The 23,526-nt window shown below is 53.8% G+C and carries 22 protein-coding genes, 1 tRNA gene and 3 pseudogenes; 8 read left to right on the top strand and 18 right to left on the bottom strand.

The genetic code is table 11. The annotated features are described in order from the left end of the window. The 5 genes and pseudogenes from U8U68_RS22655 to U8U68_RS14120 form a co-directional block, all read right to left on the bottom strand. A partial coding sequence (locus U8U68_RS22655; RefSeq protein ID WP_437124435.1) for a recombinase family protein occupies nt 1-1,001 on the bottom strand: 1,001 nt, incomplete at its 3' end. 63 nt (nt 1,002-1,064) lie between these two features. Further along, a pseudogene (locus tag U8U68_RS22650) lies at nt 1,065-1,583 on the bottom strand (type IV secretory system conjugative DNA transfer family protein); the annotation flags it as partial. After that, nucleotides 1,580-2,056, bottom strand: a complete 477-nt coding sequence (locus U8U68_RS14130) for a PcfB family protein (protein WP_322201864.1) — start codon at nt 2,054-2,056, stop codon at nt 1,580-1,582. The gene U8U68_RS14130 and the pseudogene U8U68_RS22650, both read right to left, overlap by 4 nt. A 41-nt stretch (nt 2,057-2,097) precedes the next feature. Next, nucleotides 2,098-2,319, bottom strand: a complete 222-nt coding sequence (locus U8U68_RS14125) for a DUF5348 domain-containing protein (protein ID WP_002569164.1) — start codon at nt 2,317-2,319, stop codon at nt 2,098-2,100. 31 nt (nt 2,320-2,350) lie between these two features. Then, complete coding sequence (locus U8U68_RS14120; protein WP_004613670.1) at nt 2,351-3,334, bottom strand: DUF6017 domain-containing protein; 984 nt, start codon at nt 3,332-3,334, stop codon at nt 2,351-2,353. A 302-nt stretch (nt 3,335-3,636) separates the two neighbouring features. Here U8U68_RS14120 and U8U68_RS14115 point away from each other — a divergent pair. Beyond that, nucleotides 3,637-3,864 (top strand): annotated as a pseudogene (locus tag U8U68_RS14115) (recombinase family protein); the annotation flags it as partial. 91 nt (nt 3,865-3,955) lie between these two features. On the opposite strand, the gene U8U68_RS14110 reads toward U8U68_RS14115, so the two are convergent. From U8U68_RS14110 to U8U68_RS14095, 4 genes are all read right to left on the bottom strand, one after another. Next, the gene (locus U8U68_RS14110; RefSeq protein WP_322201861.1) at nt 3,956-5,578 is read right to left on the bottom strand and encodes a recombinase family protein; all 1,623 of its coding nucleotides are present in this window, start codon (nt 5,576-5,578) and stop codon (nt 3,956-3,958) included. Between the two features lie 89 nt (nt 5,579-5,667). Beyond that, nucleotides 5,668-5,856, bottom strand: a complete 189-nt coding sequence (locus tag U8U68_RS14105) for a hypothetical protein (RefSeq protein WP_322201859.1) — start codon at nt 5,854-5,856, stop codon at nt 5,668-5,670. Nucleotides 5,857-5,860: 4 nt separating this feature from the next. Beyond that, nucleotides 5,861-6,463 carry a P-loop NTPase family protein gene (locus U8U68_RS14100; protein ID WP_322201858.1) on the bottom strand — a complete coding sequence of 201 codons (603 nt, stop codon included), beginning with the start codon at nt 6,461-6,463 and terminating at the stop codon, nt 5,861-5,863. 30 nt (nt 6,464-6,493) lie between these two features. Further along, nucleotides 6,494-6,973, bottom strand: coding sequence for an AAA family ATPase (locus U8U68_RS14095; protein ID WP_322201856.1), 480 nt, complete (start codon nt 6,971-6,973; stop codon nt 6,494-6,496). Between the two features lie 308 nt (nt 6,974-7,281). On the opposite strand from U8U68_RS14095, the gene U8U68_RS14090 reads away from it, so the two are divergent. Beyond that, entirely contained in the window at nt 7,282-7,908 is a 627-nt protein-coding gene (locus U8U68_RS14090) for a helix-turn-helix domain-containing protein (RefSeq protein WP_322201854.1), read from the top strand. 515 nt (nt 7,909-8,423) lie between these two features. Here U8U68_RS14090 and U8U68_RS14085 read toward each other — a convergent pair. Beyond that, nucleotides 8,424-10,319 carry a heavy metal translocating P-type ATPase gene (locus U8U68_RS14085; RefSeq protein ID WP_322201851.1) on the bottom strand — a complete coding sequence of 632 codons (1,896 nt, stop codon included), beginning with the start codon at nt 10,317-10,319 and terminating at the stop codon, nt 8,424-8,426. Nucleotides 10,320-10,492: 173 nt separating this feature from the next. Here U8U68_RS14085 and U8U68_RS14080 point away from each other — a divergent pair, with 173 nt between their 5' ends. Next, nucleotides 10,493-11,065, top strand: coding sequence for a TetR/AcrR family transcriptional regulator (locus U8U68_RS14080; protein WP_322201849.1), 573 nt, complete (start codon nt 10,493-10,495; stop codon nt 11,063-11,065). A gap of 57 nt (nt 11,066-11,122) precedes the next feature. On the opposite strand, the gene U8U68_RS14075 is transcribed toward U8U68_RS14080, so the two are convergent. Then, nucleotides 11,123-11,509 carry a TnpV protein gene (locus tag U8U68_RS14075; protein ID WP_322201847.1) on the bottom strand — a complete coding sequence of 129 codons (387 nt, stop codon included), beginning with the start codon at nt 11,507-11,509 and terminating at the stop codon, nt 11,123-11,125. A gap of 58 nt (nt 11,510-11,567) precedes the next feature. Here U8U68_RS14075 and U8U68_RS14070 point away from each other — a divergent pair, with 58 nt between their 5' ends. Both U8U68_RS14070 and U8U68_RS22430 read left to right on the top strand, forming a co-directional pair. After that, nucleotides 11,568-12,626: a recombinase family protein gene (locus U8U68_RS14070; protein WP_367575830.1), complete on the top strand. Its 1,059-nt coding sequence runs from the start codon at nt 11,568-11,570 to the stop codon at nt 12,624-12,626. Between the two features lie 12 nt (nt 12,627-12,638). Beyond that, nucleotides 12,639-12,866 (top strand): annotated as a pseudogene (locus U8U68_RS22430) (DUF4368 domain-containing protein); the annotation flags it as partial. Nucleotides 12,867-12,994: 128 nt separating this feature from the next. On the opposite strand, the gene U8U68_RS14065 reads toward U8U68_RS22430, so the two are convergent. The 3 genes from U8U68_RS14065 to U8U68_RS14055 all read right to left on the bottom strand — a co-directional run bounded on the left by U8U68_RS14065 (nt 12,995) and on the right by U8U68_RS14055 (nt 14,766). Further along, nucleotides 12,995-13,071: transfer RNA gene (locus tag U8U68_RS14065), tRNA-Arg, on the bottom strand. Between the two features lie 761 nt (nt 13,072-13,832). Continuing rightward, nucleotides 13,833-14,498: a DUF1648 domain-containing protein gene (locus U8U68_RS14060; protein WP_322201845.1), complete on the bottom strand. Its 666-nt coding sequence runs from the start codon at nt 14,496-14,498 to the stop codon at nt 13,833-13,835. Further along, entirely contained in the window at nt 14,485-14,766 is a 282-nt protein-coding gene (locus U8U68_RS14055; protein ID WP_367575831.1) for a metalloregulator ArsR/SmtB family transcription factor, read from the bottom strand. Before U8U68_RS14055 ends, U8U68_RS14060 begins: the two co-directional genes overlap by 14 nt. Nucleotides 14,767-15,007: 241 nt before the next feature. Between U8U68_RS14055 and U8U68_RS14050 the strand changes: the two genes are divergently transcribed. The 3 genes from U8U68_RS14050 (at nt 15,008) to U8U68_RS14040 (ending at nt 17,765) form a co-directional block, all read left to right on the top strand. Then, nucleotides 15,008-15,886 (top strand): polysaccharide deacetylase family protein, encoded by an 879-nt coding sequence (locus U8U68_RS14050; protein ID WP_322201841.1) that lies wholly within the window; start codon nt 15,008-15,010, stop codon nt 15,884-15,886. Nucleotides 15,887-15,958: 72 nt separating this feature from the next. Then, a complete protein-coding gene (locus U8U68_RS14045) occupies nt 15,959-16,471 on the top strand; it encodes an N-acetylmuramoyl-L-alanine amidase (protein ID WP_322201839.1) in 513 nt (170 codons plus the stop codon). Beyond that, nucleotides 16,461-17,765, top strand: coding sequence for an alanine/glycine:cation symporter family protein (locus U8U68_RS14040; protein ID WP_322201837.1), 1,305 nt, complete (start codon nt 16,461-16,463; stop codon nt 17,763-17,765). Before U8U68_RS14045 ends, U8U68_RS14040 begins: the two co-directional genes overlap by 11 nt. A 311-nt stretch (nt 17,766-18,076) precedes the next feature. Here U8U68_RS14040 and U8U68_RS14035 read toward each other — a convergent pair whose 3' ends face one another. The 4 genes from U8U68_RS14035 to U8U68_RS14020 form a co-directional block, all read right to left on the bottom strand. Continuing rightward, nucleotides 18,077-18,415 carry a hypothetical protein gene (locus U8U68_RS14035; protein ID WP_322201835.1) on the bottom strand — a complete coding sequence of 113 codons (339 nt, stop codon included), beginning with the start codon at nt 18,413-18,415 and terminating at the stop codon, nt 18,077-18,079. Nucleotides 18,416-18,754: 339 nt separating this feature from the next. Continuing rightward, a complete protein-coding gene (locus U8U68_RS14030) occupies nt 18,755-19,663 on the bottom strand; it encodes a sugar phosphate isomerase/epimerase family protein (protein ID WP_322201833.1) in 909 nt (302 codons plus the stop codon). A gap of 15 nt (nt 19,664-19,678) precedes the next feature. Further along, nucleotides 19,679-20,110 (bottom strand): RNHCP domain-containing protein, encoded by a 432-nt coding sequence (locus tag U8U68_RS14025; RefSeq protein ID WP_322201831.1) that lies wholly within the window; start codon nt 20,108-20,110, stop codon nt 19,679-19,681. A gap of 230 nt (nt 20,111-20,340) precedes the next feature. Further along, a complete protein-coding gene (locus tag U8U68_RS14020) occupies nt 20,341-23,385 on the bottom strand; it encodes a glycoside hydrolase family 2 TIM barrel-domain containing protein (protein WP_322201829.1) in 3,045 nt (1,014 codons plus the stop codon). Nucleotides 23,386-23,526: the final 141 nt, after the last annotated feature.

The raw sequence follows: 23,526 nt of genomic DNA, 5'->3' as shown, positions 1-23,526 counted from the left end.
CGGTGTGTGAGTTTAGAGCCGCAGTCGGCGCAGTAGAGAAGCCCGGTCAAGCGGTTCGGGGCGTTCTGCCGCTTGGGGGCGCGGCGCACGGTTTCCCGTATCTTCTGTACGGTCTGCCACGTTTCCCCGTCCACAATGGCGGGGATTGCGCCCTCAAAAATATACTGTTCTTCCGGCGCGGTCTTGCGGCTGCTCTTGGTCTTGTAGTTCTCGCATACGGTTTTCCCCAATACCTTGCGCCCTGTGTATTCCGGGCGTTTCAGTATGTAGCCGATAGTGGTGGCTGACCATGCGTAAGGGTCTGTGTATTTTGCCGCACGGACTGGCTCGCCCGTCCGCTTCCAATGCTCGGACGGGATAGGGATTTTCTCGGCGCGGAGTGCCTTTGCTATGCTGGCTATGGTTTCCCCGGCAAGGACGCTCTGGAAGATGCGGCGCACAACGGCGGCGGCTTCCTCGTCAATTATCCATTCGCCTTTTTCCTCTTTGGAAGCGCGGTAGCCATAGCAGACACTACCAGAGCAGCGCAATCCCTTTTCCATTCTGGACTTGAAAACAGCTTTGATTTTGCGGCTGGTGTCGGCAACGTACCACTCGTTTATCACGTCACGGAAGATAGACATAATATCAAAGCCGTTGGCGGTGTCAAGGTTGTCATTTGCGGCGATAAAACGCACATGGTACTCGTCAAAGGTGCGCTTCAAAAGCCCCACCTCAACCACGTCACGCCCGATTCGGCTTTGGTCTTTGATGATAACCGTTGCCACGTTCCCCGCCCGGATTTCGTCTAACATAGCGTCAAGCCCCGGACGCTTGAACGTAGTTCCACGGATTCCGTCATCTGTAAAGTGCCGGATATTGGTAAAGCCGTTTTTCCTTGCGTAATCCTCTAAAATCCGCTTCTGATTCTCAATGCTGACGGATTCCCCGGCTCGTTCATCGTCATGGGAGAGCCTTTCGTATAGGGCGGTGAGTTTGTCTTTCTCTGTCTGCTTCTTCATGGTGTGTAACCTCCTTTCTTTGAGGGTGCGCGCTTCCCTATAACCTTATTATACTTATCTGTTCGGGTCTGTGACAACATAGCTGCTGTGCATTTGCATAAGCGACGGTTTGACAAAAAACCTTGTCTTGCCGCTGCCGGAACCGCCGATCACAAGGATATTTTTGTTTCTTGCATATTTCGGCTGCTTCGGGCGGCTGTTCATGGTGAGCCGTTCCGTCTGTGTCAATGGGATATTGTTCTCAAATACCGGGTCTGTGTACGGCTTTATGTCCTCTGCCGTTCCCCAACGTGCGGAACCGTACTCAATCCCTTTGCGGTATTTCTTCGCGTTCTTGCCTTTGGCGTAGATAATCAGCCGGACAATGACCGCCCCCGCAATGCCGATAAGTAAATCTGCCGGGTGGAAGCTCGGCGCGATACTGGAAAAGGCGGCGGTAAAACCGTCCCCAAGATGTAGCAGCTTTGCGCTTGCGTCCGCGCCGGGGGAGAGCCGGACAGCCGCGCCCACTTTATCAAAGAGCCAGACAAAGAGCAGATACGGGAGATTTAGGATAAGCAGCTTCTTGATTTCCGGCTTCATAGCGATACCTCCCTGTCCTTGTTCTTGACTTTTGCCCGTTCCGCGTTTCTGCCCTGTGCAGCTTCTTTGAGGGTTGAGAGCAGCTTTCGGATTGAGGGCTTCCTGTCCTGTGTCAGCTTCTTTGCGGAAAATTCCTTAAAGGCTGCGGTCAGCGCGTCCGCGTCCCGCCCCTTGAAGAAAACAAGGTAACGGGGCGGGCTTTCCGTCGTGTCCTTTTTCAGCGCAAAGTCGATACCGTATTTTTTTGCGGTACTCTCAAAGGCTTTGATATTGCCCTCGGTAATCTCAATGTTGGAAACGCCCGCGTTCTGCTTCATAAGCTGCTTTAAGCTCTGCTTGCCCTGTGGCGGTTTTGCAAGCTGCTTTTTGCCCTTTGACAGTATGGCTTTCATTGCCTTTTGGAGCGTCTGGGCGGTCAGCTTCCCGGTCTTGATGTAAAGGGCTATGGTCTTTTCGTTTACTTCGTCCTGCAATTTGTCGCGTCCTCCTTTCGCGTTTCTTTATGGGGCGGCGGTCAGATACGCACCCGCAGCCCGTTCAAGTCCTCGGCTCTGATACCCACAAGATACCAGTTGTCGCCGTACTCAATCCGGGTCGGCTTCCACTTGCCCCGCACGAATACGTCAAAGCACTCGCCGCAATGCAAGCCCCCGTAGTAGCTGTTTAAGTCAAAGCGGATGTCATAACGGTCGGTGCGCTCGTCAAATACCAATGCTCCTGTCATTTTCTGTGCCATAATAAAATCCTCCTTTTGTGGTTGTGGGTGGTTACAGGCTTTCGCCCTCATTGCATGAATAATAGTCCGGGTCGCCGTACTGCGGCTTTTTCGGTGACAGTGCGCCGCTTGCCATGTCATGGGCGACAAGGGAAGTGTAGTAGTTGCCGATTGTGGACGGGGCGTTGAAAAGGGCTGCTTTCAGATATTGCTTGATGTTGCGGATTTTGGTTGTGTTTTCCCGCATACAGTCAAGCACAAAGCGGATATGCTCGCCGTCCAGTTTCATAAACTTTGACTTCACAAGTTCTGCCGGGTAGTCGTCCCCCGCAATCCGTACCCGCTTTCTGGCGGTGCATACGGTTTCAAGCATGAGGTCTACAATCTCGTCAAGCCTGTCACTGTCAAACTTCATGTCCTGTTTGAGAATGTGGTAGTCGATATTGTCCTTGATGATTTCCCGGTATATATCAACTGCGCTCTGTGCTGCCGCTTCCGTTCCTTTCCGTTCCGGCGGCGCAGCCGCTTCTCTGCAAGGAGAGGGGTTAGGGGAAAGGATAGGAATGGAATGGGTACTTGATAAATCTGTATTTGATTTTTCTTTTTTTGGTAAGTCAGTTCTTTGTATATCTTTATTTAATTGCGTTGGATTTTCCAACGTAGGTTTTTCCAATGTTGGTTTTTCCTGCGTTGGATTATCCAATGTTGGATTTTCCAATGTAGGTAAATCCGGCGTAGGCGGCTGCGGCTGCTCGAATATCACATAGTCCGCGCCCCGCAAGCGTCCTTTCTCGTCGCGCTCCCTTGAACGGACGATATACCCGGCGCGTTCAAGTTCCTTAATGGCTTCGCGGATAGCGTCTATCTTCTCCCGGTTGATAAGGGATAAGCCTTTCAAGGTGTAGTCCCAATCTTCGGGGAGTGACAGCATTTGCGACAACAGCCCCTTTGCCTTTAGGGAAAGCTCCTTGTTGCGTAGGTGGTGGTTGCTCATTACGGTGTAGCCCTTGTTCCGTTCCACTCTGAAAACTGCCATAGCTTCATCACTCCTTTGGTTGTGGATTTGTTACGCAGTAGAAGCGCGGTTTCGGGGAATAAGGTATAAATCCCTTGCCGCGCCAGATACACACCCGCAAAACCGCTTGTAGCAAGGCTTTTTCTGCCCCTACTGCGTAACAAAGGGCATGAAAAAAGCGGCGTTCCTGTTCTCCCATGTAGAGAGTAAGAAACGCCGCTTCTGCGTCGTATTCAGTTTTTAGTACAATACCCTGCTTGTCCGTCGCTCGAAAAACCTTGATTTTCCAGTGTTTTCAAAAGTATCGTTATCTAACGTCAGCTTTCGACAGACCTCAATTTAACCGCATGATTGCGGAGATTGAAGCCGGAAACGTGGCGACAGTCATTGTCAAGGATATGTCAAGGTTAGGGCGGAACTACTTACAAGTGGGAATGTACACGGAAATGATTTTCCCACAGAACGGCGTTCGCTTCATTGCAATCAATGACGGTGTAGACAGCGCAAAAGGCGACAACGATTTTACCCCGTTCCGTAACCTGTTCAATGAGAACCTTGCATAAAAAAAGATGTGAACATTGGCAACCGGCGAAACGGTTGTGGCTGGTATGTACCCCGGTATAAAACCGGGGATTTTTCGTGTCAGGCTTCGATATAGCCCACGAAATTGTAGTGGATTCGGATGTCCCTGACCTCGCGTCCGTCCTCCTTCTTCCGCTCCCCGACTTCGATTCGCCGGATGAGCCGCAGGAGGGTGGGACGGTCAAGCTCCTCCAGCTTCGTGTATTCCCGGATCAGGCGCATCCACTGCTGGACATCATCCGTCTCCTGCTGGTACGCCTCCAACTCGCTCGACAAATGCGCCCTCTGCTCCAGCTTGTCGGCGCGTTCGGCTTCGTACCGGTTCATCAGCTGGACGCAGACGGCCTCCGGGATGCGCCCCATCACCTTGTCCTCATAGATGGCCTGGGTCAGCCTGGAGAGTTCCGCAAGCCGTTTCTCAATAGCCGTCAGAAGAAGTCTGGTCTGCTTCATCTGTTCGGCGGACGATGCCCTGCGCTGGGTCTGGATTTGCTCAATCAACCCGGATGGGTCGTTCCTCGCCTGTTTCGCTTTCATGCGGATGTCGGTCAGGACAACCTGTATCAGCACCTTTTGATTCATCGTGTGGGCCGTACAAATGTCTTTTCCACCGCAGCAGTACCGATTGCACAGGTAACTTTCATAGGTGGACCTGACCGGGGTCCCGTCCTTGCACTTGTGGTAATCCCCATGATGGCGCATGGTCGAGCCGCAATCCATACAGTAAAGCAGTCCGGCAAACAGAGCGGTCTCCCCATTTGCCTGTGTCCGGCTCCGGGCGTTCTGCTGCTCGATTGTCCGTACCAGTTCCCAGACCTCCATCGAAATCGGCGGCTCATGCGTACCCTCGACACGAATCCACTCGGCCTCCGGCTTGCCCACCTGCTTGTGAACCTTGTAGGAGATATTGCCGGTTTTGTTCTGCACCGTATGACCGATATAGACCTCATTGCGAAGGATGGCCTTCACGGTCTGGGCTTGCCAGTAGCCTCCGTCCTGCCGGGGATTGACCATGCCTTTCTGCAAGTAGTAGAGGTCGCGGGGCGTGGACACCTTCTCCTCATTCAGCGTTGTGGCGATTTTACGGTAACTGAGTCCCTGACAGCGCATATCGAAAACACACCGCACAAGGGGCGCTGTTGCCGGGTCGGGAATGAGGGTGTGCTTGTCATCAGGGCTTTTCAGGTAGCCGATGGGGGCGTAGCAGCCAACATACTTTCCGGCTTGAAACGGGGAGCGTTTGACCGCCCGGATTTTGGAACTGGTGTCCCTGGCGTAGAGGTCGTTCATGACATTTTTCAGAATCACCAGCATCTCATTGTTTTTGTGAGCGGTGTCCACCCCATCATTGAGGGCGATGAACCGGCAGCCGAGGCTCGGAAAAACGATGTCCGTATACTTCCCGCTTTCGATATAATCTCTGCCGAGACGACTGAGGTCTTTACAGAGTATCAGGTTGATTTTCCCGGCTCTGGCGTCGGCAATCATCTGGTTGAACATGGGACGGTCGAAGGTCGTACCTGAGACCCCATCGTCACAGTAGGCGGCGTAGAGGCTCCAGCCCTGCTCCTGCACATACCGGCTGAGCATCTCCCTCTGGTTCTCCACGGACACGGACTCGCCGGTTCGTTCGTCCTCCCGGCTGAGCCTGCAATAAATTCCAACATTGTAGGTTTCCTGCATCTTTGATTTTACCTCCCAAAGAGCAGTGCGAATGGCGGTCGATTACCTACCGCCATTATAGCACGCTCACGCTCTGATGCAAAGGCCCTTTACGCGATACGACCAATTTTCTCCATTGCCGCCAAGTCGAGCAGATCACCCAACTGTCCTTTGTCAGAGAATACACTTTTGACCCGGTAGACCACGCCGCCGATTTTGACTTCGGTGTAATCGTTCAGACGGCTGACTTTCTTATCTGCCAACTCTATCGGGGGCTGGTTCATGTTCAGCTTCTCCATTCCGTCACGCCCCTTCCGGACCGTCAGTGACGGTAATGTAGCTATTGTAGGTATTTTCACCATCGGCCACGCTGTCGGAAATACCGTCATTACCTACATTAGATACACTGTCCTCATGAATATCCTTGAGGTAGACTCGGCGACCTTTCCCAGTTCGCTTGCCGGAGCGGTACAGAACGCCGTACTCGTTTGCCAGTTCCGTAATATGGGCGTTCATCAGCCGAGTCAGCGTGTGCGGTTCCGCATCCAGTTCATGTCGGGCTTTCAGTTCTTTCAGCAGCTCCGCCGCATACCCCAGCCACTCATGCTGTTCACGGATAAAGTTCTGAACAGCGGTCAGGACGGGGTGCGGTTCTTTTTCCTGCACATCGCCGCCGAAGGATACAAAGTCCCATACCTTCCTCTGCTTGTCGAAGCGGAGGTTCAGTTGCGTGTCAGCCACCTCCCGCCCGGTCACATCCAGCGTGGCGGTGGTCTCCATCCGGGAGGACTTTTGCAGGACAAGAGCGCCGTCAGCGCATCCCAGAAGCCCGGTCGTGCCGGAAATCATGTTGAAGGAATCGGCAGACCCGGCCTTGCGGGTGTGGTGGACTACCAGCACTGTCACCAGGAAACGGTCGGCGATCTTCTTCAGGGCTCAGACCGTCTCGTAGTCGCTGGCGTAGTTGTACTGCTCCTGCCCGGCCTTGCGGACACGCTGGAGGGTGTCGATGATCACCAGCTTTACATTGGAATGGGCAGTGAGGAAATTCACAAGCTGTTCCTCGAAGCCCTCGCCGATATACAGAGCCTCGGTCGCCAGCCAGAGACTGCCGGGACTGCCGCCGCTGACATCGTTCAGCCTCTGCTGCATCCTCTGGAAGGTGTCCTCCAGGCTGATGTAGAGGACACCGCATTTTTCGGCTTTCAGTCCCCAGACCGGCTCGCCTTTGCTGACCTGGTTCGCCAGCCACAGCACCAGCCAGGACTTGCCCACCTTGGGCGCTCCGGCGAGGATGTAGATGCCCTGGCCCATCAGCCCATCGACTAATGTGCCAGACGGGGCGTAGGTCGTGTCCAGCAGTTCCTCTGCCGGGATCACTTTCAGTTCAGGGATTTTGCTTTTTTCTTCCGTCATTCACAGTTCCTTTCACGGCATCCGCCAGCGAACACCATAACGCTGGCGGAGACAGTGGGTGGAGCGGCGGGGCGGCCCGGCTAACCTCCTTCCTGTCCGGGCTGGCCGCTGATTTGGCATGTATGCCGGGTTGTTTTATATACGGAAGTTTGTAAAGTTCACTTCTGAACTGTGCCTATCATTATATCCGTTCAGAAGTGTGCTGTCAAGAGATTTGCAAAAATTCCTTTCATTTTTGAACGGATCATGATATAATAGGCGGCAGGACGGCTATACTCAAATCAACACCAGAACAGGGAGGGCGCGGCATGGAACTGCTGTCAATTAACTCGACATTGGGAGAGCGAATAAGGTTTTACCGCCAGCAGGCGGGGCTGACGCAAAAAGAACTCGCCGCCCTATGCGAGGTCAGCGAGTCCGCCATCAGGAATTATGAGCTGGAAAACCGTGTGCCGGATTTTATGACGCTCCATGAGATCGCCGGAAAACTCCGGGTCAACTACGCCGCCATCAGCGGTGAAAAAATCTCGGATATGGAAGGGGCGCTGCAGGCGTTATATAAGCTGGAGGAGATTTACGGATTGTACCCGACAGAGGTGGATGGGCATATCCATTTTGTGTTCAGGGACAGTGTGGCAATGGATGATTTCAAGCCGGACATAGACGCCATTACAAGAAACCCAGGCGCATTGCTCCAATACCGCATTCTGGGATTTATGAAAGCCTGCGCCCAGCACGATGCTGGGGAACTGACCGATGAGGAGTACGCCCTCTGGAAAAGCAAGTTCCCGGCGTTCCTGAGCGACTTCTACGAATTTCGGAAACAGGCAGGGCAGACAGAAGAAGAAAACTTTGATGGCGATGCTCCCGTCTCTTCTGAAAAACCGCAGTCCCCGAAGCGGAGACGGGAACGGAAAATCAACAGTGGGCGGTAGCCAGAAGCGGCGGAACGCCGCGCAGCCAACCTCGGTAACGAGGTTGTTCAAAGGGTTTGGGACGCTTCCCAACAAGCAGAAACAGCGGTTCCCGGCTCCGCCGGAAATCGATGTTTCGAGTCTTTGTGGGAACAAAGACACTGCTTGCAAAGTAGCGAATTTCCATCAACGGTTCAAGGTGAACCGTTGCCACTATTCAATCTGTTTTGGCCTGGGTCAAATTGACCCAGGCCACTTTATTCGGATGAAGATATAGTGACTGAAATAAACCTCTGGTCGAAGATGCGCTACTGGGCAAGCAGGGCGTTTGTATATACAAACGCTCAAAACGGACTTCCAGCGTTGCCGCCGGAAGTCCGTTCTTGCTTGCTGGGGTAGCACCCCAGACCCTTTGAACAGCCCCTTGCCGGGGCTGGCTATGTGCTCGGAAACCGAACGCTAACGAAGAGGAAGCATCTACCAAATTGCTTTTTTCTGAACTTATGGGATTATTGGAAAACTATGTCATCACAGCCTTACTCAAATTTCCGATCATAGAGCAGCGCGGCAATCAGAACAACAAAGCAAGAGCCAGCATTATGTACCAGCGCCCCGGTGGTGGGATTCAGCTTACCCAGCACAGAGAGGGTCACAGCCAGGAAGTTGATGCACATAGATAAAGAAATGCTGAATTTGATGGTCTTGACAGTCGCGTTGGACAGCTTTTTCAAATAGGGCAGCTTGGAAATATCATCGCTCATCAGGGCAATGTCTGCGGCCTCCACCGCGATGTCGCTGCCCATGCTCCCCATAGCGACACCGACGCTGGCTGTTTTCAGCGCAGGGGCATCGTTTACGCCGTCCCCCACCATGCACACCTTATGTCCTGCATCCTGGAGTTCGTTGATACTGCTCACTTTTTCCTCTGGCAGAAGCTGAGCGCGTACTTGCCGGATGCCTACCTGAGTGGCAAAGTGGTCTGCTGTTTTTTGATTGTCACCTGTGAGCAGGACGATGCCAGTATTCATATCGTGGAGCCGCTTGACGATCTCCCCGGCTTCGGGACGCAGCACATCCGACATTGCCACAACGCCGATGCAGCGCTCTCCGTCCGCTGCCAGGATAGACGCCTTTCCCTGGGAACGCAGCTGCTCCAATGTAGAGGAAACTTCTCCGCTGATCGTAATGCCATAGTCGGAAAGGAATGTCTCATTGCCGCACAGCAGATTTTTTCCATCCACCTGTGCCTGGACACCTTTGCCGGCAGTCATGTGGAACTCATTGGGGTCGAGGACAGGGACAGCCCGCTCTCTGGCGCAGGCTACGATGGCTTTCCCCAAGGGATGCTCGCTTTTTACTTCGGCAGAAGCGGTCATGGAAAGCAATGCCTGTTCGTCAAGGCCGCTGCCAAAGGGGATGATGTCGCTGACCTCCAGACGGCCATAAGTAAGGGTGCCAGTTTTGTCAAAGGCGATGGTGTCTACCTTGCCCATCTTCTCCAGCGCTTCGCCGGATTTGATGATCACGCCATGTTTCGTGGCCTGACCGATAGCCGCCATAATCGCGGTAGGCGTGGCCAGCACCAGAGCGCAGGGGCAAAATACCACCAGGACTGTGACAGCGCGAACAATATCCTGCGTGGCCAATCCTGCAATGATGGCGATGCCAAGCGCCACAGGCACTAACCAGCTTGCGGCTTTGTCTGCGATACGGGCCATAGGCGCTTTCTTGTCCTCAGCCTCCTGCACCATGCGGATCAACTTTTGCAGGGACGAGTCCTCACCCACCTTAGAGGCGCAAATGTCCACCGAGCCAAAACGGTTGATGGTGCCGCAGAACACAGATTCCCCCACAGTCTTATCCACTGGCAGGGATTCTCCCGTCATGATGGACTGATCCACCGAAGTTTCCCCACTGACGATCACACCGTCCACAGGGATTGTTTCTCCGGGAAGTACACGGAGAATGTCATCCAGCCGGATTGCGTCGGCAGAGATCATCTCCTCCTTACCGTTTGCTACCCTCCGTCCCTGGGTGGGAGCAAGACTAATCAGCTTTTTCAGTCCTTTCTTGGCCCGCTCCGTGGTCATATCTTCCACAATTGCGCCAATCGCCATGATGAACGCCACCTCGCCCGCCGCGAACAGGTCACCGATCCCAATCGCCGCAAACATGGCAATACAGATCAAAAGGGCGGAGGAAATCTTGCTGATGCCGGGATTGTAGATCACCCGCCAGATTGCCAGATAGAGCAGCGGAATCCCACTGATGATGATCGTCACCCATGCGGGGTCAAATGGAAGGAAAGAGAGCTGTACCGCCTCGCCGCCAAATTCCTCCATCAGATGGGGAACCAGATCGAGCAGCAGAAACACACCAGCCACAATAGTCATGGGAAGTCCAGCCAGGAAATCGTTTAGTTTCTTTAACATATACAAGCCTCCATTTCTCGATTGACACAGATACAAAGGTGGGGTATAATTTGTATGATACCGAATACTTTGTACACTATTCATTGTATCTGTTTCGATTCAAAATGCAATAATCAAATGCCCGTCAATGTATGTTACAGAACATTTTCAGAAATTTGTACGGAGGCAACTTTATGGATAGACGGCAGAAAAAAACAAGAGCCGCTATTTTCGCAGCGTTCGGCGATTTATTGGCGCAAAAAAACTATAATAAGATCACCGTCCAAGAGATCATTGACATCGCTGACATTGGACGGACAACTTTCTACGCTCATTTTGAGACCAAGGATGATTTGTTAAAGGAGTTATGTGCAGAATTATTCGACCATATTATCCAGAGTGCTGCGGACAGCCCCCACACTCACGGACTATACTCCGATGATGGTGCGCCGGAATCGGTGTTCTGCCATCTACTGCAACATTTACAGAAGAATGACAACAATATTTTGGAATTGCTGTCCTGCGAAAGCAGCGAATTGTTTCTTCGCTATTTCAAGGACAGTCTGAACTGGTTGTTGATCGCACAGGTTCCTGATTGGGCAAAGCAAGAAGGCATTTCCGTACCCAAAGACTTTCTTACAAACCACATCTCCAGCAGTTTTGTTGATATGGTACAGTGGTGGCTGAAAGGCGGAAGGAAGCAATCGCCAGAACAGCTGACATCATACTTTGAGGCTGTTATCAGACCGATCTTTACCGCCACATAGATGCTGGGGCTTTTTAGCACATAACAAAAGCGGAGGTATCCCCTCCGCTTTCGTTGTTCAGATATAAATCAGTTCTGTAAGAATGATTTCTTCCGCTCTGGCTTTGCAGTTATTCATCAATCCCACCCAGCGCAGGGGATTGCGGGCTTTCAGTTCTTTGGTAGCCCCGGCTTCTTTTGCCATGTTCGGCATCATGCTGTCCAACAGACTATGAGCGGCATCCTCGATTTCCAACAGACGGGTGTGCAGCTTGCCCGTCAAAATCAGGTGATTGAGCAGAAGCGGATTTGTTTCTTCCAGATATGTTCGGTGCATCCGTCCCCACTTCCCAATGGGCCGGTCATCGTCCTCCGGCAGTTCGATAGTCGGGATGTAGTAGTCTCCGACAAGGATATAGTCGATGCCAGTGTCTGCGTCATGGATTTTCGGTTTTAATTCATTCATGGTGTCTACCTCCAAATATGATAGTCTGGTATGATGATCGGTAGCCGCTACCGATAATGTGCCACACCATCTCGCCGGAGGTAATCGACCGCCAACGCATTGCTGTGATATCATTCTTTATGCAAGGTTTACTAACGATTTTTATGCCAAAGATACAAGCAAAAAGGTACGGGCAATCAAACGGGCGCAAGGACAGGCGGGGGAACACCTGACAAAGCCGCCCTATGGCTACATAGTAAGCCCTACGGACAAAAAGCAATGGATTGTAGACGAGGAAGCCGCCGCTGTGGTGAAACGCATTTTTGAATTATGTATCGGTGGGAAAGGACCTGCGCAGATAGCAAAAATCCTCAAAGCGGATAATGTGCTGATAGCAAAAGCGTATTACGCAAAGAAAAAGGGGAAAGCACTCCCCGACAGCCCTTATGACTGGAGAGATAGTACCATTGTCGGCATTTTGGAGCGCATGGACTACTGCGGGCATACGGTAAACTTCAAAAGCTATTCCAAATCCCACAAACTGAAAAAGCGGATTCCAACCACAAAGGAACAGCAGGCAATTTTCTATAATACCCATGAAGCGATTGTAGAGGACGCTGTTTTTGAACGGGTGCAGGAACTTAGGGCGAACAAACGCCGCCCCACAAAAGCAGAACGGCAAGCCCTGTTCTCCGGCTTGGTATACTGTGCAGACTGCGGGAGTAAATTACACTTTGTTACCTGTAAGAGTTTTAACGGCTCACAAGACCATTACCGCTGTGCAAAGTACAAGAGCAATACGGGAAGCTGTACGGCTCACTTTATCCGCGAAGAAGTGTTGAAACAAATCGTATGGAGCAGGATATTTGATGTGACCGCCCTTTTCTTTGATGACATCATGGCTTTCCATGAAATGATGTATCAGCAACGCTCCGCTGAAACGGAAAAGGAAATGAAACGCAGGAAGCGTGAAGTTGAACAGGCGAGGAAGCGGATAGCGGAACTTGACCGTATTTTCAAGCGGATTTATGAGGATGACATAAGCGGCGCAATCAGCCACGACAGATTTTTGAAGCTGTCCGCAGAGTATGAAGCGGAACAGCGGGAACTGGAAGAAAAGGTCAAGGCAGACCAGTAGGAAGTCGATACCTACGAACAGAACAAAAGCGATTTTGACAGCTTCGCCGCGATTATCCGCAAGTATGTGGGGATAAAGGAACTCACCCCTGCAATCGTCAATGAATTTATCAAGAAAATCATAGTCCATGCGCCGGAAAAGGTGAACGGGAAACGGGTACAGAAAGTAGATATTGTTTTCAACTTTGTAGGGGAAATCAATTTCCTTTCTGCCACGCAACCGAAACGGCAAGGTGCATAAGGAAACCGCGCTCGTTGAGCGCAAGAAAAAACGGTACAGCCCTTGTAATTGGGGCTATACCGCCTAATCTGAAATTACTTCCCTCTAACCGTAAACATTTGATTTTACAGAGTTTTCGGCGGGGTTTTTGGCGTTCCCGAGGTGACTCGAACACCCGACCTACCGCTTAGGAGGCGGTCGCTCTATCCAACTGAGCTACGGAAACATTTATAAAAACTATGAAATTGTGGGACTTGCAACATTTCCCTTGCCCTCCCAAGGCGAGTGTTGGAACACTTTCTTAGGAGGCGGACGCTCTATCCTGCTGAGCTACGGACGCATATTTAATCTTTATCGCCTGTGTGGGCGATTTGGGGAACACTCTCGGTTCTCTTAAGAGGCGGTTGCGTTATCCACTACGCTACCGGGACATTTATAAAATTTTTAGGTCTCCTATCGCTCGCCTTTGAGTAAAAAGCGAGCGGTCTTTCGTAACCTTAGGAGGGGCATATTATATCCATTTAACGCAAGAGGCAGGGAAAGTCCCAAAAGGGGGACTTTCCTATTTTATACCATTCGCCACGATTTGTCAAGGCGGCGTTTTCTAGGGGAGTATCCGAAAAGAAGCGTTTATGACGAAAGAGTGGAGTCTCACCTGCCGATGAAATCGGCTGGGTTCGGTGGGGTCAGGGCGCTCCCCCCTGGGGAGCTTCCCCCTCCGGCGGTGGAGAGTTGGCAAAGCCAAGTCTCCAAACCCCGCAACCTTTGAAAAGGGCGAGGGGCGCCATGTGGCAAAGAGTGGATGCTTTGCATCAACTCTCGTCCCGAGCCGACCGAAGCGGCAGCGGAGACAACGAAACTTTTCATGGCGCTCGCCGGGAGCTTGTTTTTTATCTCCTCGTTTTGGGCACTCCCTTTTCTAGGGGAGTGTCCAAAGGCGCTGTTAAAAAGAAGTGGAAAAGAGAAAAAGGTATGTCGTTCCACATTCTACTCCCCGCCAAATCTTTTATAAACCCGGTAAGTATAAACAACGTCCACAATCATTACCGCTGTACTGATCCCCAGCCACCAAAGCAGGCAGGCCAGTCCCTTTACCAGCAGGCAGAATACCACCGTGGCCCCGCCGGCAATCATACAAGAAACACCCGCAAACCATTGGCTCTTTTGCCAGGTCACATCATTTTTCATGCTCCAAGAAGTGCGCAGCCCCAGCATGGAGTTGCGCTTTGTCTTGGGCAGAAGATTGCCAATGACCACCATCCCCACACCCAGAAGGCCGAAAATAATTTGGTTGATCTCCACCGCAGCCTGGTTTAGGTTTTCCACCTTCTGGAAGTCGGTATAGAGAAAGAACCCGGTCATTGCCACAAAAAGAATGTTACAGCAATTCCCTGTAATCAAGCAGATCCTTTCGTTATTCCGCCCGTTTTCCTCCTGTTTGCCGGCATACTTTGCCATACCTAGCATAAAGAGTCCAAACAGCACGCTGAACGCAGGAAAAACTAGGGTTTCATACTTGCTACCCCAGCGGTCCACTTGTCCGGTAAAGCCATAGTGGGCTGGAATCTCCTCTGGCAGAACGGGCAGGGCAATCAACACCGCCGCCAGGGGCAGAAACATGGTAACCAACAGAATGATTTTATGCTTTTTCATAAGACTTTTCCTCGCAATCTCGCAATTGGTCCAGCCAAAGAATGGCTTCGTCCAAAACGGAGAAGTTCACCTCATAAAAAATGAAGTTTCTCTGGCGGGTCTCGTAGATCAAGTCCGCCTTTTTCAGCTTGGCCAAATGATAAGACAGTGCCTGGGGCGTCATGTCCAGGGCCTGGGCCAGCTGGCCAGAGCTGATCTTCCCCTTCTTAAGCGTTAGTAAGATGCTTCTTCTGTTCTCGTCCGCCAGCGCGGACAAGATTGCTCCCACCGGCAAAAGCCCCACCCCCTTTCTATTTCAAAATTTCTTTAAGTACAGTTTATCACAAGCGCGAAAAGTTGTCAATGGTATTTCAAAATATTTTTAAATACTCTCTTTCTTAACGGTATTTCTAGCCATCATGCCAAACGGCGGCCCTCTCATAAAATCCCCCTTTCCTGGCAAATGAGGAATAATTTCCACTTGCCTGGACTATACTTTACTAATGCGGCAAACAGCAGGAGGCAGCGGCATGACAAAAAACAAACGAAGCGGGCTTTTTGCCCTGTTCAAAATAAACCTGCGGGCCCTGGGCTTGGGGTTATTCGCGGTACTGCTGGGGGCGGCGGTGATCTCCGCCGGAGCGGCCCAGGCGCAGCAGCCAGTAGAACTGCCGGTGGTTATGTACCACTCTGTGCTAAAAGATCCGGCCCGCCACGGAAAATATGTAATCTCCCCAGCAGAGTTTGAAAGCGATCTGCTCTACTTAAAGCGGCAGGGCTACACCACCATCCTGATGCAGGACCTTATTGACTATACCCAGGGCGGCGCGCTTCCGGAAAAGCCCATATTGATCACTTTTGACGATGGATATTATAATAATTATTTCTATGCCTTTGAAATCGCCCAGCGCCAGCAGTGCAAATTTGTGATCTCCCCCATCTGCAAATGTACAGAAGACTTTTCCGCCACCGGAGAAACCAATGCCTACTATACCCATGTCACCTGGGACCACCTGACAGAGATGGTGGACTCTGGCCTGGTGGAGGTGCAAAACCACAGCTATAACCTGCATAAAAGCAATGGCGGACGGCTGGGGGTTCAAAAGCTGCCGGGGGAAAGTGAAACAGCCTACCGGTCCATGCTGTCGGCAGACCTGGAAAAGGCCCAGTCGCTGTTTAAAGAGCACCTGGGAAAAGCACCCTCTACCTTTGTGTATCCCTTTGGGGCCACAAGCGCCTCCACCCCGGAGATTGTCCGGGAGTTAGGCTTTTCTGCCACCCTGACCTGCCGGGAAAAGCTGAATCAAATTACCCGGGACCCAGAGTCCCTCTATGGCCTGGGCCGCTACCTGCGGGTTTCCGGAATCAGCTCTGAAACCTTCTTCCAAAAATTTCAAGCCAAGGGATAGATTGTCTCTCTACGCCACAACCAGAATCTCCGGAAAACCAATCAATATGTGCAGCAAAAAGGAGGCGAAACCATGCCGAAAGTCTGCATCGTACCCTCCAGCCGCCAGGACCAGTACCCGAACGGCGGCGGCGAGGACTATTGGATGAGTCAGATTGCCAAGGCGGCCGGGCCATTCCTCTCCGCTCTCGGGGTAGAGCTGTCCTTAGCGACTCAGGATGCTCCCCAACCCACAGACTGCGGCCTGCGGGTCATCCTTCGCAGCCACGCTGCCCCAGCAGAGGTGGAGGGCACGGTTAAAGGAGCCCATGTGTATTTTTACGAGTACAGCCCTGCCAGCCGCCGGGCGGCACAGATCTTTACCCAGCATATAAAAGAGGCTTATCCCCAGCCAGAGCTGGTAGACGCCGCCCCCACCCCTGTTCCCACAGAACTTAGCGCCGCCCGGGTGCCCACGGTTATGATCAAGCTTGGCTACCACGACAATCCCCAGGACGAGGCTTGGCTGGTAAACAATGTGGGGAAGATTGCGGAAAGCCTTTCCAAAGCGGCGGCGGATTTTCTGGGGGTCGGCGATGAGGATTGATCTACTGGAAATTTTCAGCCGGGTCCTGTGGGGCTGGCCTGTTCTCAGTCTTATTGTGGCAGCGGGGCTGCACTTTTCCTTGATCAGCGGTTTCTTTCAGCTGCGCTGTGCTGCCCGGTGGATGCGGGCAGCGGTGGGCGGTACTGTTCAGCAGCCCCAGGAGGGCTCCACCCGCTTTCAGGCTATCTCTACGGCCCTGGCTGGTTCTATCGGCACGGGAAACATTGTGGGGGTGGCGGCCGCCATCCATGTGGGCGGGCCAGGCGCGCTGTTTTGGATGTGGATTTCAGCGCTGCTGGGCATGATGACCATTTGCGCCGAAAACTATTTGGCCGCCAAACACCGGAAAGTAAACAGCGGGCCCGGGCCCTTATCCTACATAGAAAAAGTGGGCCGGCCCCTGGCCGCTATCTACGCGGCGGGGTGCTGTCTATCCTCCCTTGGCATGGGGAATATGGTGCAAACCAACGCCCTCTCCGCCGCTTGCCGGGGGCTGGGCGTGCCGCCGCTGGCCACGGCCGCCGCGGTAGGCGGGTTGGTCTTTTTTGTGGCCAAAGGGGGTCTTGCCCGAGCCATGAAAGTCACAGAAAAGCTGGTGCCTGCCATGACCCTGCTGTTTTTTGCCGCCTCGCTGGGGGTTTTATGGGTATTCAGGAGTAATCTGCCCAAAGCCTTAGAGGCCATTTTTTCCGGAGCCTTCCAATGGAAGGCCGGTGCCGGCGGAACCGCGGGAATGCTATTGGCCATGAAAGCCGGGGTGTCCCGGGGCGTGTTTACCAACGAGGCCGGGCTGGGCAGCTCAGCTTTTGCCTACCAGGACCTACGGGGCCACAGCCCTGGCGAAGCGGGGTGCATGGGCATTTTCCAGGTGTTCGCGGATACCATTGTTATGTGCACTGTAACCGGCCTGTGTATTTTATGCGCGGGTACGGCAGACCGCCAGGGAGCCGAGATAACCTTTGCTGCCTACCAGGCAGCCCTGGGGAAATGGGGCGGCTGGGCGGTGTCCGCCTGCACGGCGCTGTTCGCCCTGGCCACGGTCACCGCTTGGTGTTGTTATGGCCGGGAGGGGCTCTTTTATTTGGTAAAGGGCCGGCTGCTGCGCCAGTCCTACGCCCCGGCGGCGGCTTTGGCGGCGGCTCTGGGCTGCCTGCTGCCCCTGGGGACGGTGTTCCAGCTGGGCGACGCTTTTAACGGCCTCATGGCTCTACCAAACCTGGCGGCACTGTTCTACTTCTCGTTGCGGGGAGACGCCTCCGGCGGGTTAAGGAATGTTTTTAAAAAAATTTCTTAGCCCCCCAAAAAAAGCCTTTCCGCCCGCTTTCCCCCACACATCCTAGGTTCACCAGCCTAAAACTTTTGGGACCTATCCGCCCAACAAAAATATATAGGCAACCCCGCACCATTCTAAGCACCGTCTTGCTTGCACATTTTCCGTGATAGCGCACAGCTTTCGCTGGTCAATGGTGAGATTGATGGCGCTCAATCTGTACACTCTCACGAAAAATCTGACTGCGCAATACGGTGCTTAGAATGGTGCGGTATTGCCTATACTAAAAAAACCGCCCCCATTTCCTGGGAGCGGTTTTGCTTTGACCTTTTTTCTTATCGGGTCCTGGGCTGAATTCCGTTGTCGTCCTCACTGCTCTCTGGCAGCGAAGGGTCCGACCCCTCATCGTCTACAATGCCGTCGTCGGCCAGGTCAGAGTCCAGGTTCCCGCCGCTTTCCAGGCCACTTTCTAGGCGGCTGTCCTCGGTCCGGGAGTCGTCCTCAAACATGGAGTCCACTGCGGACTCCACCCGGCTAACGGCATCGTCCAGCTCTTCGCCTGCCTTAGAAATCACATCAGAAACCGTACTCTCTACTCTCCCGTTTCCGCAGCCTGTAAGCAGAACCGCCAGCCCAGCACACAGGGCAAACAGAATGAAACGCTTCTTTAGCATGAATATTCTCCTTCTTTCCGCTTTGGGCAGAATATTTTTCGTGGCCCAAATTTTTTCTTCCCTTAGCTTTGCCCCTTTGTCCGCAAAAAATACGCGGCAATGTAAATTTTTCAAATAACAAGGCCTCCGGCATAAAACCGGAGGCCTTTCGCGCTCTTACTTTTTAGGCAACACCGCACCATTCGCGGCTGGCGCCTTAAGCACCGTCTTGCTTGCACATTTTCCGTGATAGCGCACAGCTTTCGCTTGTCAATGGTGAGACTGACGGCGCTCAGTCTGTACACTCTCACGAAAAATCTGACTGCGCAATACGGTACTTAGAATTGTGCGGTATTGCCTTTAATCTAGAATCATAAGATCCCGAATATATTTAATGGTATACTTTACACCCTTATCCCCCTTTTCCCCCTGCCAGGTGGCGGAGTGGGGCTCTATGGCCAAGTATCCGTCGTAGCCGTACTTATAGAGAATGGCAAAGAACGCCCGCCAGTTTATTACATCAATGCCAGCCGGAGGGTTATCGTAGTGATTATTCCCACCAAAAATCTTTGGCAGCAGCTCGTCCTTTAGTTCTGGATGAGCCTTTAAAAAGCCCATGGTTTTCCACATCTGGACCTCGTCCGAGTCTCCCCGCTGAATGACGCCTTTAATGTGGCAGTAGGCAAAGTGTGCGCCCCACTCCAGGCCCTCTTCCAGGTACAGGCCCTTTTGGCCCCCGTGGACAAAGCTGTGGGAGGGGTCATACTTAATGCCCAGGCCGGGTACCTCGTCCAGCACCAACTTCCACTGCTCGGGGGTGCGGATGTAGTTGTCCCCCATCAAGCAGTTGACAATGGCGGTCTGCATGCCCCGCTCTTTGGCATACGCCACAATCTGCCGCAGCACCTTAATGGCCGCGGTGATGTTCTTATAGTAGGAGAGCTCCTTCACATAGGCTACGCTGCACAGATAGTGCTTGGCGCCCAAGTATCCGCCGAAATCGATGACGTTTTTGACCTCTTCCCACTCCTGGGGAATCACTTCTCCCGTTTCATCCAGAATATGGCTGGCCCAGCGGCCCACCGCCCCCACCTCTACGCCCGTGCTCTCGCTGGCGGCCTTTAGGGCCTCCTTTTTCTCCAGCAGGGCGCTGGCCGGCTGGCCGAAAAACTCGGGCGGATTGCAGTCAAACTCTATAAAGTCCAGTCCCATTTCCTTGGCCTTTTCAAAGCTTTCCGGGGCAGGGGGCATAATGATTCCAAGTTTCATAAAGGCTTCCTCCTTCTATTTTTTCGGCAATTCCCCCTCTCCACCCATCAGCCGGGTCATTTCCTCCACGCGTTCCAGGGGAAAAGGCGGCTGGGCCAGGGGCTTCATGGCAATGGACATCAGCTTCATAGGATTGTCGTCCGCTGCCACCCGGTTGGAGCTAAAGTGCCCGCAGCGCCTGCACCGGTGGATAATGGCCCACTCGCCATTTTTACGCACCCACACGCCTACGGGCTCCATCACGCTGCCGCAGTCCGCGGCCCGGTCTCCGGGCTCGTTATCTACATGCAGGCTGGAAAGGCAGTTAGGACAGTGGTTGCGGTGCTGGGTACCGGCGGCCTCGGGGGTCACCAGCCGTCCACATACTTTACAGGTAAAGCTGTCGTTACAGGGATGGTTCTGGAAATAGCCGTTTTCATACTTTCTTCGTTTGTTTTCTCGGTTCAAGTGGTCTCCTCCATAAAATGCCTTCTATGGGAGGTCCTTGCCACCGTGATGAAGTTTATTTGTGGCCGACCTCCCGGTTTGCCACACTCTCTTTTGTGCTTGTCATGGCTCATACTTCCTTTCTTGGTTAGAGTACGCGGGTAAAGAGGGGAACGCGAAGGGCGAACGCGGTCAAGGGGCGCTAGGCCCCTTTGTCGCGCAACAGGTCCGCCTCTTTTACGCTTTCTCTATTATACCGAAATTTCCCCTCGCTTGCAAGTGGGCTCCAGCTGGAACCGGAAAGAAAATTTTTCCTCCTCCAGCCGGTATTCCTCCAGCAGCGAAGGCCCGCAGCTATTGGACCCCACGCCGCTCATCTTATAGTCCACACAGAACACCGTGCCGCCGCTTTCTTCCAGCTCATAGTCGTGCTTTTTGCCCGCCAGTTCTTCCTGCGTATAGCGGGAGAGATTCAGCGAAAAGCCCTGGGGCGCCGCGGCCGTTAGGGCACATTCCCCGTCCGAGACTGATCCCCACCGGCACCCAAAGTGGGAGCCGTTCTCCTGGGGCTTCAGGTAGCGCTCGGTCATGTCCTCCACCCGGGCGCTGTACACCCCCAGGCGGCTGGCCCAGTGCTTGTCCATATAGCTCTCGTAGGGGCCAAAGCCAAAGTACTCCGCCTGCTCAAAGCCCTTTGGCAGGAACATTCGCACCCCGAACCGGGGCAGGAAGGGAAAACGGGTATCTCGCTGGGCTGTTAGTTTACAGTCAATGCACCCAGCGGCATCCACGGTCCAGGTGGCGGTTACGTCCAAAAACCGGGTCACGGTCAGCGCCGCAATGCCTAGATGGCAGCGAATCTGGGCGCAGCCACCCTCGTTCTGTTCTGCCTCAATACTGTATACCTTCACCATAGGCCGGTGGTAGCCGGCTTCGGTCCATTTGGGGTCAATATACTGGTCGTTGTCTGTGGGCGCCCGGTAAACGTTCCACTCCATAGGCTGGGTGAACAGGACCCTGTTTTTATAGCAGAGCTGGCTAAAAAGCCCCATGCTCTTGTCAAACTCGTACCGGAAGCTCTCCCCCTCTACCGCAACGCTCCGGCCGCCATCCCGCACTGCCACAGGACCAGGGGCTGCCGGGGCTAGGGGCCAGGGTTCCTCGCTAAGTAGAATCTGGTCAAAACCCAGCCGGTGCCCTTGGGGGAAGAAGGGGCCGTCCTCTTTGGCCTCATAGAGGAATGTAATGGCGCTGATTCCCCTAGTGGGCAGGTCCTCCACCATGACAGCGGCCTCCTCATGGGGGGCAATGGAGGGCATGTCCAGGGTGCCCTGGCGGATAATTTTTCCGTTCTCCATCACCTCATAGCGCAGGGCGGCAAAGTCTTTTGCGTTGGTAAAGTCCTGGTAGTTGTGGAGGATAAATCCTCCATCCTCCCCCCTGCGGGCGCGGATGGGACGAATTACGTTCTTATACTCCAAAAGCCCGGTATGGGGGGTGCGGTCTGGGTATACCAGGCCGTCCATGCAAAAGTTCCCGTCGTGGGGGAATTCCCCAAAATCCCCGCCATAGCGGTAAATGGGCCGGTTGTCCGGGGTCTGGCCCCCGTACACCGCGTGGTCACACCACTCCCAAACAAAGCCGCCGCAGAAGCCATCATACTTCATAATCAGCCGCTGATAGTCCTCCGCGTCTCCAGGGCCGTTTCCCATGGCGTGGATGTACTCGCACAGCATAAAGGGCATCCGCCGGCTGTTTAGATGGGGATCTAGCTCCTCCCCCTCAAAGTATTCGTTAATGGCCAGCTCCTTCCCCGGCCAGGGCAGCTGCACCGGCCGGGTGGGGGCATACATGCGGCTGTACAGGTCCAGCATGGAGAAATCCGGGTGGGTGTCCTTGTGGTAGGTGAGGAAGTTCTCATAGTGCAGCAGGCGGCTGGGATCATACTCTTTGGCCCAGCGGCCGGCCGCCTCCAGGTTTTGCCCCCAGCCGCTCTCGTTGCCCAGAGACCACACCACCACCGCGGCCTGGTTTTTGTCCCGCAGCACATTGCGCTGGGTCCTGTCCACAATGGCCTCCTTAAACTGGGGGTCGTCGGCGGCGTCCGGATAGTTTTCCATGCTGTAGGCTCCCAGTTTCAGGGCCATGCCGTGGCTTTCCAGGTCCGCCTCGCCAATCACGTAAAAGCCCATTTCCGAACAAAGCTCCAGGAACCAGGGGGCGTTGGGATAGTGGCTGGTACGAATAGCGTTGACGTTGTGGCGCTTCATCAGCAGCAGATCCTTTTCCGCCTGTTCCCGGCTGATGGTATATCCAGTCACCGGGTCGCTGTCGTGGCGGTTGACCCCCCGGAACTTAATGGCCGTGCCGTTAAGCAGCACCACGCCGTCCTGTACCTCTATCTTCCGTAATCCCACCGCCTGGGTGATGGTCTCCTCCCCGGCGGCCAGCTCCAGCCGATAGAGCCTGGGGCTTTCGGCGTTCCACAGGGTGGGCTTCTCCAGCGTAAAGCGCAGGGCGCCCTTCTCCCCGGCAAAGGCGCTTTCCCCTGCCAGGGTCCCGTCCGGGCCGTACAGGCGGGCGGTCAGCTCCACCTGGCCCGCCGCTTCCAGTTCCACGTCCACTATGGCCTGGGAGAAGTCTGGGGAGAAGTCCTCCTTCACAAAGAAGTCCCAGAGGAAAGCGGCGGGGCGCTCTAAGAGATACACATCCCGGAAGATGCCGCTCATGCGCAGCTTGTCCTGGTCCTCCAGATAGCTGCCGTCGCACCATTGCAGCACCAGGACAGTAACCGTATTATCCCCTTGGGTCAAAAGGGCGGTAACCTCAAACTCCGAGGTACTGTGAGAGACCTGGCTGTACCCAACGAACTGGCCGTTCACCCACAGGTAAAAGCAGGAGTCCACTCCCTCAAAGTTCAGGTAATAGCGGCGGGCGGCATCCTTTTCCAAGCTAAAGTGACGGTGGTACAGGCCGCAGGGATTCTCATCCGGCACATAAGGTGGGTCCACGGGGAAGGGGTAGCGGATATTGGTGTACATATGCCGGCCATAGCCGTGGTTCTGCCAGCAGGAAGGCACCGGGAGGCCTCCCATGGCCTCCTCCTCAAAGGCCACCCCCCCGTTGGGTCCCACTGCGTCTAGAAAGGATGGAAAGTACCGGAAGCTCCAGGTTCCGTTTAGAGAGAGCGTCCGGGGCTGGCCGCTGGGGGCGCAGGGGGTGTAGTAGCTGCGGGGCGGGCAGGTTCCCACATGCAGGGCGGCAGGGTCCTGGTGATAGCGGGCGGTAAGGTTCATAAGAATCTCCCTTTCATAAAAAATACTGTGAAATAACGGTTTGATTTGACTTTCAGGACAAAAAGCACTATACTTTAGCAGTAGGCCTTTTTCCGGCAAACTTACCGCCGCCGGGGTTTGGGGCCTTATACCCATAGATTA

The sequence above is a fragment of the Acutalibacter intestini genome, from assembly GCF_034334985.1.
GTDB lineage: Bacteria > Bacillota > Clostridia > Oscillospirales > Acutalibacteraceae > Acutalibacter > Acutalibacter intestini.
The sequence above is the reverse complement of the archived record's forward strand: the minus strand, read 5'-3'. Positions and strand labels throughout refer to the sequence as shown.